The organism is Streptomyces sp. NPDC034103 (assembly GCF_055575395.1).
In genome coordinates this window covers 196,756-209,470 of record NZ_JBVISS010000010.1, presented here as the reverse complement: position 1 = coordinate 209,470, position 12,715 = coordinate 196,756, and the positions used below count along the sequence as shown (strand labels likewise).

Genomic DNA, 12,715 nt, shown 5'->3' with positions numbered 1-12,715 from the left:
CAGCCACCGCACATACCGGCTGATCACCCGCTGGGCGATTTCGTCCGGATCAGCGGGCCGACCACGGGAAGATGCCGGCGGTGGCCGCAGACGAACTCGTCAGCAAGCACGCGCATGTGGAGTCCGGCCGCGTAGATGATCGCCGTCTTCTCGTAGCGGGTGGCGATGCCACGCCACTGTTTTGAGGCGGTTTTGAGGCACGGTGGCCTGCCGCCCTGGCTGGCTCGTCGCAGCCGGTGGCCACGCTGATCTGCCGGGACCGGGATCACCGCCCGGATGCTGCGCTTGCGCGGGTGGCCGTGGATTGGACGGGACAAATAGGCCTTGTCCGCCAGGCCCGACCTGTCCGGCCAGGAGAAGAACACCTACCTCTATGCAGGCGGCGACTTCCACCGCTACTTGTGAAACGGCACTGGTGACGTCCGCGCCGACCAGCGCAGGCGCCACGATGGCGGGCACCGTCGGCTGCGCCACCGATGGTGGAGCCCTCCGGAGAGTCAGCGGAGACACAGGTCTGATCAATCCGGGGGTGGAGCGCCGAGGCGTTCCACCCCCGTCGGCGCAGTGTGGAGGTCAACGGAGATGTTTGTGGCTCGTGACGCAATACCCGATGGCTATGAGCTGCCAGTCGTGTTCCTCGCCTTCGGGTTCGTAGCCGCAGTTGTTTTCTGTGGGCGCTGGAGGAACGGCGCAGCGGTGGACCCAGACCAGCGACGAGTGGCAGCGCTCATCGGTGGCATCGCGGTGCTTCTCTGGCTTGTCTTCGTCGTTCTGCTTCTCGTATGAAGTAACTGGTGCCATTCCAAGCCCGAGGTCGATGCTTTGGTGCAGGAACGGGACGGACGGGACGTGGGTGACAGCTCTCCGTCCGGGATGTGCGGCATGCTGTCGCTGACCGAGGTGCTGCGGCAGCCTCGGGTGACTTTTGTAGTAGTCACAGGCCAGTTCGCAAAGGGCGGCGACCTTGCGGGGACAGTGCCGATGAACGTTCGACGTGGCGTCAGACACCACCTCCTGCACCCCGTGGGCGTACGCGGGCGGGCCGAACCAGACTTGGAGCGACGGATCACTGCGGATCCCGCGCCCGGGCGGCGTCGTGGAGGTCTACATCCTGATGTTCGACGAGAACTACACCACGCTGGCCGACGTGGTCTGTACCCGCGGCGGCTGTTCGCGGCTGGACATCTGAGCCAGCCACCAGCAGCGGTCAGCCCTGCCCGGCGGTCGGCCTCGAGTCGCGCAGCAGCGCATGGGTGTCAGACGAAGTCGAGAATGTCCGGAGGCGGGGCCACGGCCGGATGCTGCGGGGGTGCAGCCGCTGTGCTGAGCGGATTGCCGGCGTGCGGTCAGCTCGTTCTTTCCAGCCCCCGGGTGAGGATTAGGCGATGCCTCACTCAGCGAGCACGCGCAGCACCGCAATGAGCGCCAGGAGAACGCCGCCCGCCTGCGTCCGGCCAAACCTCCCATCAGCCTCGCCCCAGATTCGTGACCCCCGCCCGCTCGACGGACGGCACTCCGCGTGACAGTTCACGGAATGCGCGCGAGACCAGGTTCGTAAGTGCAGCCATCAGGTCGGCGACGCACGTGTTTTCACGGACGTCATGGCGCGCCTGCGCGTTCCCGTCGCCGAGGATGGACCCGCGCACCAGGCCGGATGTGGTTATGGCGGATAAGGCGTACTCTTCCCGCGCGATTCGCGATCCCCTGCGCCAGCGCGGCATCCGCAAGCCTCAGGGACTCGGCGCGGTCAGGTACCGCTGGATCGTCGGTGCCAGCCATGCCACGATCTCCGCCCGCGCCAGCACCACCGCGGGCGGCATCCGCAGTACGTACCGCGTGAGCGCCAGCCCCAGCAGCTGCGACGCCATGAGGGCCGCCCGTGCCGGGACCTGCTCGGGGTCGGGGCACACCTGCCGGGCGACCGGCAGCAGTTGGTCCCGCAGGATGCCCTGCATGCGCTCGGCCCCGGCCTGGTTGGTCACGCCGACCCGCAGCAGGGCGGTGAGTACCTCGTTGTTCTCCCACATGTCGAGGAAGTGCTCGACCAGGATCCGCCCCGCGTCCTGCCGGTGGTCAGCCCCGCTCACGTCCGGCAGCCGCAGGTCGATGGCGACGGCCGCGGCGAAGAGGCCCTCCTTGTTGCGGTAGTACCGCATCACCATCGACGGATCGATGTTCGCGTCCTTGGCGATGGCGCGGATGGTGGCTCGCTCGTAGCCGTCGGTCGCGAAACGCTCGCGGGCCGCCGCGAGGATCGCGCCGCGAGTGGCGTCGGACCGGCGGGGGGCGGCTGAGCCGGGAACCGTGGAGGTGCTGTCGCTGCCGTTCATGCCAACAAGCGTAGGCCAACGGGCGTAGGTCAACAAGTGTTCGCCAACAGATGTTTGCCAACAAGCGTTGACACCTCTCCCAGTGCCTCGCTATCTTCGTCCACAAGTGTTGGCCAACATCCGTTGGCAACAGGTGATGGCAAGCAAGCGTCGGCAACAGGAGGCCACCATGAACGGCACCACCACCCACCGCACGGTGATCGTCGTAGGCTCCGGCCCCACCGGCCTTCTCCTCGCCGGTGACCTCGCCACAGCCGGTGTCCCCGTGACCCTCGTCGAGAGGCGGCCGCGCAAGATCAACAACCTCTCCCGTGCCTTCGGGGTGCACGCACGCACCTTGGAGCAGCTCGACGCCCGCGGCCTCGCCGACCCGCTCCTCACCACCGGCGACACCATCACCGGCCTACGGCTCTTCCGCCGCCTCTCCCTCGATCTGAGCACCCTGCCCTCGCGCTTCCCGTTCCTGCTCATCACCCCGCAATACGAGGTCGAGCGGCTCCTGGAGCGCCGGGCCCGGGAGGCCGGGGTCGAGTTCGAGTACGAGAGCGAGGTCGTCGGGCTGCGGCAGGACGACGAGGGAGTCGACCTCGACGTGCGCGGCGCGGACGGGACGGTCGTCACCCGCCGAGCCGCCTACGTCGTTGGCGCGGACGGTCATCGGAGCGCCGTGCGGGAGGCGATCGGGCTGGACTTCCCCGGTGTCTCCGTCATCAAGTCGCTGATCCTGGCCGATGTCCGGCTGGCCGAGAAGCCCGAGGGCGTCCTCACCGTCAACGGCCGCGGCGACGCCTTCGCGATGATCGCCTCCTTCGGCGACGGTTGGTACCGGGTCATGGGCTGGAACCGCCGCAACGAGGTCTCCGACGACGCCCCGCTCGACCTCGACGAGGTCAAGGAGATCACCCGCCGTGCCCTGGGCACCGACTACGGCATGCACGACGCCCGCTGGCTCTCCCGTTTCCACAGTGACGAGCGTCAGGCACCGCACTACCGGGTCGGGCGGGTGTTCCTCGCGGGGGACGCCGCGCACATCCATTCCCCGGCCGGCGGGCAGGGCATGAACACCGGCCTCCAGGACGCCGCCAACCTGAGCTGGAAGCTCGCAGCGGCCGTCCAGGGCCGGGCACCCGAAGGGCTCCTCGACAGCTACGAGGCCGAGCGCCACCCCGTCGGCAGGGCGGTGCTGCGCAGCAGCGGCGGACTGGTCCGGCTGGCCCGCGCGCAAAATCCGCTGCTGCGTGCCGCCCGCGCCCTCGTCTCCGCGTTCGTCGACATGGCCCCGCCCGTTCAGCGCAAGGCCCTCGGGCAGATCACCGGGATCGGCTACGCCTACCCCGCCCCCCGCGGCGCCCATCGCCTCACCGGCACCCGCGTCCCCGACGTCACCCTGAAGGACGGCCGGCTCTACGAGGCGCTGCGCGGCGGCCGATTCGTGCTGATCACGCCGGGGACGTATGAAGGTCCCGGTGTCCGCGAGGGGTGGCTGACCGTGGAGCGCTGGGCGGGCGACCGCCGGACGACCGTCCTGGTACGGCCCGACGGATATGTGGCCTGGGCGGCGGAGGGCGCGGACGCGGCGGAGATCGAGGAGGCGGTGGCCCGGCATGTGGGCGCTGACCTTGAATGCGTGACGTCGTCGTAGTGGTTGGGTCGGAGACCGGTGCCGGTGCGACAGCCGTCGAGGCCGTCGTGGCGGTATTGGAGCCGACGTAGGCCACGTAGGACGGCAGTGAAAGTCCTCCGGGTCGGCGAAGGCACGGTTGGCCGCGGTGGTGCGTCGCAGGACTGACCAGGTGCCCTAGGGCCGTGTTTTGGAAGTCGGCTCTGTTCCCCGTCCCGCATCGCGATGATCTCGGTGTGGGGCGAGGGGATCTTTCTGACGAGCATCGGGCCGTCTTGGAACCGCTGTTGCCGGTCGCGGTGGTGGGGCGGCCATTGTTGGGCCGGCGGAAGTTGATCGACGGGATCCGGTGGCGGGTGCGGACCGGTGCTCCGTGGAGGGATCTGCCGTTGCAGTACGGGCCGTGGCAGACGGTCTATGGGCTTTCCGCCGCTGGCAGCGTGACGGTACCTGGCCCGAACCGCTGACCCGGCTGCAAGTCCGTGCGGACGCGGCCGGGCTCATCACCTGGGAGATCAACATCGACTCCACGATCTGCCGCGCCCATCAGCGGCCAACGGCTACTGTCCTTCCTGGTCACCGCAGGTCAGCGTGGTGACAGCCCTCAATTCGCCGCCGTTTTGGATGGCATCAGGGTGCCTCGCATCGGACTCGGCCGTCCACGTGTCCGGCCGCTGCGGGTGCGGGGCGACAAGGGGTACTCCTCACGCGCCAACCGCGCCTACCTGCGAAAGCGCGGAATCCGCTGCACGATCCCGGAGCCTGCCGACCAGGCCGGCCACCGCAAACGCCGGGGAACGGCTGGCGGGCGGCCTCCGGCCTTCGACCGCGAGGACCACAAGGCCCGGCACCCGGTTGAGTGCGGCATCAACCGGCTGAAGCGGAACCGGGCGGTGGCGACCCGGTTTGACAAGCTTGCGGTCCGCTTCGAGGCAAGCATCCTTATCGCAGCTATCAACGAATGGCTGTGACCTGGCGTAAGTGCCAGCCCCGGGTGAACTTGCTCGCGAAGTGCCAGCAGCGATCGTTCTGCTGTTTGGAAACACTCATGCGGCTTGGGCTCGATGGTCACGATGACGGGCAGCACCTCGCTCGGCGACTGATAGGCCGGGCGAGGTGAGTTTGTTGGTGCGACGGACCAACTGCTTTCCGGGCTGGTCCCCCTGTGACAGCCCGGCGCCCAGTCAGCTGAGCCGAGTTGTGGCGTACGCCTCGATGGCGTCGCGCTGGTACGCGGCCAGGCCCGGTGCGATCGCCTCGTACGCGGAGCGCCAGGCGCTGTTGTCCACGCAGGAGCGCCCGACGGCGCGGTACTCCTCGGCCGACACGGTCCTCAGTTCGGTCATGGCCTGGTACTGGGCGTCGATCTGGGCCTGCACGGGCGCGGCGTCGGCCGGGTGGCCGGCGGCCATCAGGTCGGCCAGCAGGATCATCTGCGTCGTTCGCTCGCGTTGCCCGGCCTCGATGTCCTGCGGGGTCATTACGGCGACCCTTCGGGCAACTTCCTCGGAGTGCTCGGGGAAGTCGCGCAAGCTCTCCTGGTACTGGGAGGGCTGGATGCCCTCGAACAGGTTCTCCGGTCGGTTGATGGTCATGGGGTTGCCGTCCTTTCTGGACTGTTCCAGGTCGGCGATCGTGCGGGAGACGGTGCCTGCCAGGGCGTCGAGCCGGTCCCGCTCAGCAAGCAGTCGCAGGTGGTGGCCGCGCAGCGCGTCCACCTCGTCGACCTGCTCAGCCAGGATCCGGCCGACCTCGGGAAGCCCTACGCCCAGCGCCCGCAGCACGAGAATCTGCTGCAGCCGCAGCAACTGATGCTCCTCGTAGTAGCGGTGGCCGTTGGCCCCGATCCGGGCGGGCGGCAGCAGGCCGACCTCGTCGTAGTGCCGCAGGGTCCGGGCGGTCACGCCCGACATCCGAGCGACCTCCGCGATAGGCCAGTCCATCGCTGTCTCCCTCACGATCGCGTCACCGGGCCGGTTTCTCCGGCCCTGTTAAGGACGGTAGAAGCTTCCGCAGCGGCAACCGCAAGCCCGCACCCTCACGATCTGGATGGCCGCCCGCGACGTTCCCCGACGGCCCACTCAGCACACCGGTAACTTCCAAAACACGGCCTAGGCGTGCCGGTGTGTTCACCACCCCCGAACCACTCAGGGTGATCGTCGGCCTGGTCGCGAGCAGGATCCTCGGCATCCTCGTCGGCACCTACCAGAGGGACGACGACGGATAACTGACGTTGGTCGAGCGCGGCGCGATGTCTCCAGGGCGCGGGCTACAGGATCAGTCCCGTCGTGCTGGAGAGGGCGCTGCTGGAGCACGAGGCAGTCCCCGAGGCTGCCGTAGTGCCCGCCCCGGACGGGCCACGCCTCGCCGTCACCAAGGCCCACGTCGTCCTCGACGACGGCTGGGAGCCGGGTTCCGGCACCGCGAATGCCCCCTTCGAGCACTCCCGCGAAGGTCCTCAGATGGCCGACGTCCGGGTGATCGGCGTGCCGCACGAGCGGTACCGGTGAGGAGGTGCTGGCCTGTGTCATCCCCCGCGACCCGGCCGACCCGCCCACGCTGGAGCAGATCGGGCGGAGCCTGGTGCGGCTGCCGAGGGAGGAGATGGAACAGCCGGAGGTCGCCGGGCGCCATGTCATCTTGCGCACCCGGCCGGTGCTGCGCGGCTCGGTCCGAGGGCACCGGACGGGCCCGGGCGAAAACTTTCGGGAGCGCTCCCAACTCCCATTGCCCATCGAAAGGTTGCGATGTGCCCGCCTGGCCTGCGGCTTCGAAATCCCTTCGACGCATTCGCGCCCACGGGGTTGTCAGGGACATGGGCGGACTTCTACAGTCCGACCCGAACGAGTGGGGTGGGAGCGCTCCCATCAGTGGGGAGGTGGGAGCGCTCCCGTACCGGCCCCGATACAGCCGAGCCACGTTCGAGAGAGGCACCCGCATGCGATCGTTACCGCACCGTCCCCGCCCCGTGCGCGGCATGTTCGCCGCACTGCTCTCCGCTTTCGCCGCGCTCGCGGCTCTCCTCGTCGCCGCGCCGCCGGCCCAGGCCGACACCACGATCTGCGAGCAGTTCGGCTCGACCGTCATCCAGGGCCGCTACGTCGTGCAGAACAACCGCTGGGGCACCAGCGCCACCCAGTGCGTCACCGCCACCGACACCGGCTTCCGCCTCACCCAGGCCGACGGCTCGGTGCCCACCAACGGCGCCCCGAAGTCGTACCCGTCGGTGTTCAACGGCTGCCACTACACGAACTGTTCGCCGGGCACCAACCTTCCGGCGCAGCTCAGCACCATCTCCAGCGCGCCCAGCAGCATCTCCTACGGCTTTGTCTCGGGCGCCGTGTACAACGCCTCGTACGACATCTGGCTGGACCCGACGCCTCGCACCGACGGCGTCAACCGCACCGAGATCATGATCTGGTTCAACCGGGTGGGCTCCATCCAGCCGATCGGCTCGCAGGTCGGCACCGCCACCGTCGGCGGCCGCACCTGGCAGGTGTGGACCGGCAGCAACGGCTCCAACGACGTGATCTCCTTCGTCGCTCCCTCGGCGATCAGCAGCTGGAGCTTCGACGTCATGGACTTCGTCGACCAGACCGTCGCCCGGGGGATGGCGCAGAACAACTGGTACCTGACGAGCATCCAGGCCGGGTTCGAGCCGTGGCAGAACGGCGCCGGACTCGCGGTGAACTCCTTCTCCTCCACCGTCAACCTCGGCGGCGGCGGCCCGGGCGGCCCCGGTGGGCCGACCACGGCCTGCCAGGTGACCTACGCGACCAACGTCTGGCAGGGCGGCTACACCGCCGACGTCACCGTCAAGAACACCGGTACCACCGCCCTCAACACCTGGCAGCTCGGCTTCACCCTGCCCTCCGGGCAGCGCGTCACCAGCGCCTGGAACGCCACCCTTTCCGGCTCCTCCGGCGCGGTGACGGCGACTCCCGTCGCGCACAACGCGCAGATCGCCGCCGGCGGCAGCCAGACCTTCGGCTTCCAGGGCACCTACAGCGGCACCTTCGCCAAGCCCGGCACCTTCACCCTGAACGGCACGGCCTGCACCAGCGCCTGACCCCGCCGGTGCGCCGCACCGGCCTCCTCCGGGGCCCGCCCCGCCTTCCCGCACCGACGGGGGGCGGGCCCCGGCTCCACGTCCGCCCCTCCGGCCCGCACCCGGAAAGGCCGCACTCCATGAGCCCGAGCCGCACCGTGTCCGCAAGCCCTCCCGTACCCCTGCGTTCCCGGACCCGTCGCCCCGCCCTCGTCGCCGCGCTGTGCGCCGCGACCCTCGCCCTGACCGGTCTTGCCGCCGCCCCGCCCGCCCAGGTCCCCACGGCCACCGCCGCCCTGCCGTACCAGGACCCCTCCCTCCCGGTGTCCCAGCGGGTCACCGATCTGCTCTCCCGGATGACGCTCGACGACAAGCTCGGGCAGATGACCCAGATCGAGAAGGACGCGCTCGTCCCGCAGTCCGACCTCGCCACCTACCGCATCGGCTCGGTGCTCTCCGGCGGCGACTCGACGGTCAGCCCCAACAACGCCCAGACCTGGGCCGACACCTACGACTCCCTTCAGCGCACGGCCCTCACCACCCCGCTCGGCATCCCGATGATCTACGGCATCGACGCGGTGCACGGCCACAACGCGGTGCGCGGCGCCACCCTCTTCCCGCACAACATCGGCCTCGGCGCCACCCGTGACCCGGCGCTGGTGCAGCGCGTCGGACGGGCGGTGGCCGAGGAGGTGGCCGGTACCGGCATCGACTGGTCCTTCGCGCCGTGTCTGTGCGTGGCCCGCAACGACCGGTGGGGCCGCACCTACGAGTCGTTCGGCGAGAAGCCCGAACTGCCCACGTCCATGGCCACGTTCGTCACCGGCATGCAGGGCACGGGCCTGGGCGGCGACCCGGCGTCGGTACTGGCCACGGCCAAGCACTACATCGGCGACGGCGGCACCACCGGAGGCGTCGACCAGGGCAACACCGAGCTGTCCGAGGCCGAGCTGCGCGCGATCCACCTGCCGCCCTTCCAGGAGGCGGTACGGCGGGGCGTGGGTTCGGTGATGCTGTCCTACAGCAGTTGGAACGGCGTGCGCTCGCACGGGCACAAGTACCTGGTCACCGACGTGCTCAAGGGCGAGCTGGGCTTCACCGGCTTCGTCGTCTCGGACTGGGCCGCGGTCGACCAGCTGGACGGGCAGAGCGGATTCACCGGCGCCGAGATCGCCACGGCCGTCAACGCGGGCGTCGACATGGTGATGGTCCCGCACGACTACAAGAAGTTCCTCACCCTGGTGCGTGGCGAGGTGAGCGCCGGGCGGATCCCCCTGGCGCGCGTCGACGACGCCAACCGGCGCATCCTCACCAAGAAGTTCCAGCTCGGCCTGTTCGAAAGGCCGCTCACCGACCGGTCGTTGACCCCGACCGTGGGCTCCGCGGAGCACCGGGCCCTGGCCCGGCAGGCGGTGCGGCAGTCGCAGGTGCTGCTGAAGAACGACGGCGCGATCCTGCCGCTGGCGAAGAACGCCAAGCTGTTCGTGGCCGGCAAGTCCGCCGCCGACATCGGCAACCAGAGCGGCGGCTGGACCCTGGGCTGGCAGGGCCGCAGCGGCCCCGTCACCGAGGGCACGACCGTCCTCCAGGGCATCCGCGCCGCCGCGACCGACCCGTCCCGGATCACCTACGACCGCTACGGCAACGGCATCGACGGCAGCTACACCGCCGCCGTCGCGGTGGTCGGGGAGACGCCGTACGCCGAGATGCACGGCGACCGGCCCGGCAGCATGGGGCTGGACCAGGAGGACCTACAGACCCTCAGCCGGCTCAAGGCCAGCGGGGTGCCCGTCGTGGTGGTCCTGGTCTCCGGGCGCCCGCTCGACATCGCCGCCCAACTTCCGGACTGGCGCGCCCTGTTGGCGGCCTGGCTGCCCGGCACCGAGGGCGCCGGAGTGTCGGACGTGCTCTTCGGTGACTACGCCCCGACCGGCAAGCTCCCCATGACGTGGATGCGCAGCGCTTCCCAGCAGCCCATCAACGACGGCGACGGCAAGAGCCCGCTCTTCGCGTACGGGCACGGCCTGACCTACGGCACCGGTCCCGACCCCGACCCGGACCCGGAGCCGGAGCCCCAACCCAAGTCCTGCACCGCCCAGTTCAAGGTCGTCTCGGCCTGGTCCGGCGGCTACCAGGCGGAGATGACCGTCAAGAACTCCGGCACCGGCCCGCTGACCGGTTGGTCCGTCGTCTGGGACCTCAACGGCTCCACCATCAACAGCTTGTGGAACGGCTCCCTGACCGTGGCCCAAGGCCGCGCGACCGTCCGCAACGCCGCCCACAACGGCGCCCTGTCTCCCGGCGCCACCACCTCGTTCGGCTTCACCGCCAACGGCGGCGCGGGCACGCCCGCTCCGCAGTGCACCGGCTCCTGAACGTACGACCGGCACACCCGCACGTACCACCGAGGAGGGCACGATGACCCACCCGACCAAAACCGACGGCGCCTCGCTGCCGCGCATGCGCCGACGACGGTCGGCAGCCCTGGCCACCGCCCTGGCCACCCTGATGCTCGGGGCGGCCGGCCAGATCGCGGGACAGCCCGCGGCAGCGGCGGAAACTCATGTCGACAACCCCTTCGCGGGGGCGTCCTTCTACGTCAACCCCGACTACGCCGAGCTCGTGAACACGTCCATCGCGCAGACTTCCGACGCCACGCTCAAGGCGAAGATGGAGAAGGTCAAGACCTATCCGACCGCCGTCTGGCTGGACCGGATCGCTGCCGTCCACGGCGGTGCGGCCAACGCGGGGCGCAAGAGCCTGGCCGACCACCTCGACCTGGCGCTCGCCCAGAAGAAGCCCGGACAGCCGATCACCGCCACCTTCGTGGTGTACGACCTGCCGGGACGGGACTGCGCCGCCCTCGCCTCCAGTGGCGAACTCCCGCTCACCCAGGCCGGGTTGGCCCGCTACAAGAGCGAATACATCGACGTCATCGCGAACGTCCTCAAGAACCCCAAGTACCAGGACATCCGGATCACCACGGTCGTCGAGCCCGACAGCCTGCCCAACCTGGTCACCAACACCTCCGACCCCGAATGCGGCCAGGCCAAGAGCAGCGGCATATACGTCGAGGGCATCCGGTACGCCCTGGACAAGCTGCACGCCATCCCGAACGTGTACACCTACCTGGACTACGCGCACTCAGGCTGGCTCGGCTGGGACAACAACCTCTCCCAGACCGTGCAGCAGTACACCGAGGTGGCCAGGGGCACCGCGGCCGGGCTGAGCAGCGTCGACGGGCTGGTCACCAACGTCGCCAACGCCACGCCACTGGAGGAGCCTTTCCTTACCAACCCCGACAAGAGCGTCGGCGGCAACCCGGTCAAGTCGGGCAAGTTCTACGAGTGGAACCCGAACTTCGACGAGGTGGACTTCACCAAGAACGTGCACCGGGCGCTGGTCTCGGCGGGCTGGCCCGCCTCCACCGGCATGGTGGTCGACACCTCCCGCAATGGCTGGGGCGGCTCGGCCCGGCCCACCGCCGAGAGCACCAGCACCACCCTCGACACCTACGTCACGGAGTCCAAGGTCGACCGGCGCGCCCACCGCGGACTGTGGTGCAACGTGAGCGGAGCCGGACTCGGACAGCCGCCGCAGGCCGCACCCTCCGGATACCCGGACTCGCACTTCGACGCCTTCCTGTGGGTGAAGCCGCCGGGGGAGTCCGACGGGGCCAGCAAGGACATCCCCAACGAGGAGGGCAAGAAGGCGGACCCGATGTGCGACCCGGACTACACCGCGCCCAACGCCGGCAACAACAAGACCGGGGCACTGCCCGACGCGCCGCTGGCCGGCCACTGGTTCCACAACCAGTTCCAGATGCTGGTACGCAACGCCTACCCCGCCGTGCCGACGGGCGGCACCGACCCGGGTGACACCACCGCCCCGACCGCCCCGGCCGGACTGCGGGCCACCGCGAAGACCGCGAGCAGCGTCTCCCTGGCCTGGACCGCGGCCACCGACGACGTGGGTGTGACCGGGTACGACGTGTACCGCAACGGCACCCGGGTCGGCTCGCCGGCCTCCGGCACCACGTACACGGACACCGGGCTGAGCGCCGCCACGGCCTACAGCTACACCGTGCGGGCCCGTGACGCGGCCGGGAACGTCTCCGCCGCATCCGCAGCGCTGAGCGTCACCACCGAGACGGGCGGCGGCGGTCCCGACCCGGCGGGCGGTCTCAAGGTCGCCTACAAGAACAACGACTCCTCGGCCACCGACAACGCCATCCGCCCCGGCCTGCGGATCACCAACACCGGCAGCGCCGCTGTCGACCTGACCGGGGTGACCGCCCGCTACTACTTCACCCGGGATGGCGGCTCGTCCACGGTGAGCGCCTGGTGCGACTACGCCGCGGTCGGCTGCTCCAACGTCAAGCTCAGGGTTGTCCCGCTGAGCACCCCCGTGGCGGGCGCGGACGCCTATCTGGAGGTCGCCTTCTCGGCCGGCTCGCTGGCCGCGGGCCGGGACACCGGTGACCTCCAGCTGCGCATGGCCAAGTCCGACTGGTCCGCGTTCAACGAGGTCGGCGACTACAGCCGCACGACTGCCACGTCCTACACCGACGCCCCTGCGATCCCCGGCTACCTCGGCACCACCCTGGCCTGGGGCGCACCGCCCGCCTGATCCGCCTACCTCCCCACACTCCCTCGCCCGCCCGGAGCGACCTGTTCCCCGGGCGGGCGGGGGCTCCACAGCGGACAGCCACGGAAC

At 69.8% G+C, this 12,715-nt stretch carries 8 protein-coding genes and 3 pseudogenes; 8 read left to right on the top strand and 3 right to left on the bottom strand.

Annotation, left to right across the window (positions count from 1 at the left end; translation table 11 throughout):
* Positions 1-23 precede the first annotated feature (23 nt).
* On the bottom strand, positions 24-365 hold the full coding sequence (locus tag ACZ56U_RS23585) for a hypothetical protein (protein ID WP_469085961.1): 342 nt from the start codon (positions 363-365) through the stop codon (positions 24-26).
* A gap of 629 nt (positions 366-994) precedes the next feature.
* Between ACZ56U_RS23585 and ACZ56U_RS23580 the strand changes: the two genes are divergently transcribed.
* Both ACZ56U_RS23580 and ACZ56U_RS23575 read left to right on the top strand, forming a co-directional pair.
* Positions 995-1,189 (top strand): C2 domain-containing protein, encoded by a 195-nt coding sequence (locus ACZ56U_RS23580; protein WP_469085960.1) that lies wholly within the window; start codon positions 995-997, stop codon positions 1,187-1,189.
* Between the two features lie 382 nt (positions 1,190-1,571).
* Positions 1,572-1,725, top strand: a pseudogene (locus tag ACZ56U_RS23575) (IS5/IS1182 family transposase); the annotation flags it as partial.
* 5 nt (positions 1,726-1,730) lie between these two features.
* Here the strand turns inward: ACZ56U_RS23575 and ACZ56U_RS23570 are convergent.
* Complete coding sequence (locus ACZ56U_RS23570) at positions 1,731-2,330, bottom strand: TetR/AcrR family transcriptional regulator (protein ID WP_469085959.1); 600 nt, start codon at positions 2,328-2,330, stop codon at positions 1,731-1,733.
* 169 nt (positions 2,331-2,499) lie between these two features.
* Between ACZ56U_RS23570 and ACZ56U_RS23565 the strand changes: the two genes are divergently transcribed.
* Both ACZ56U_RS23565 and ACZ56U_RS23560 read left to right on the top strand, forming a co-directional pair.
* On the top strand, positions 2,500-3,972 hold the full coding sequence (locus ACZ56U_RS23565; RefSeq protein WP_469085958.1) for an FAD-dependent monooxygenase: 1,473 nt from the start codon (positions 2,500-2,502) through the stop codon (positions 3,970-3,972).
* Positions 3,973-4,187: 215 nt separating this feature from the next.
* A pseudogene (locus ACZ56U_RS23560) lies at positions 4,188-4,922 on the top strand (transposase).
* A 213-nt stretch (positions 4,923-5,135) separates the two neighbouring features.
* On the opposite strand, the gene ACZ56U_RS23555 reads toward ACZ56U_RS23560, so the two are convergent.
* Positions 5,136-5,894 carry a MerR family transcriptional regulator gene (locus ACZ56U_RS23555; protein ID WP_469085957.1) on the bottom strand — a complete coding sequence of 253 codons (759 nt, stop codon included), beginning with the start codon at positions 5,892-5,894 and terminating at the stop codon, positions 5,136-5,138.
* 327 nt (positions 5,895-6,221) lie between these two features.
* On the opposite strand from ACZ56U_RS23555, the pseudogene ACZ56U_RS23550 reads away from it, so the two are divergent.
* The 4 genes and pseudogenes from ACZ56U_RS23550 to ACZ56U_RS23535 form a co-directional block, all read left to right on the top strand.
* Positions 6,222-6,404, top strand: a pseudogene (locus ACZ56U_RS23550) (AMP-binding enzyme); the annotation flags it as partial.
* Positions 6,405-6,889: 485 nt separating this feature from the next.
* Positions 6,890-8,020: a glycoside hydrolase family 12 protein gene (locus tag ACZ56U_RS23545; RefSeq protein WP_469085956.1), complete on the top strand. Its 1,131-nt coding sequence runs from the start codon at positions 6,890-6,892 to the stop codon at positions 8,018-8,020.
* Between the two features lie 137 nt (positions 8,021-8,157).
* Complete coding sequence (locus ACZ56U_RS23540) at positions 8,158-10,374, top strand: glycoside hydrolase family 3 N-terminal domain-containing protein (protein WP_469085955.1); 2,217 nt, start codon at positions 8,158-8,160, stop codon at positions 10,372-10,374.
* A gap of 43 nt (positions 10,375-10,417) precedes the next feature.
* Positions 10,418-12,628 (top strand): glycoside hydrolase family 6 protein, encoded by a 2,211-nt coding sequence (locus ACZ56U_RS23535; RefSeq protein WP_469085954.1) that lies wholly within the window; start codon positions 10,418-10,420, stop codon positions 12,626-12,628.
* Positions 12,629-12,715 lie beyond the last annotated feature (87 nt).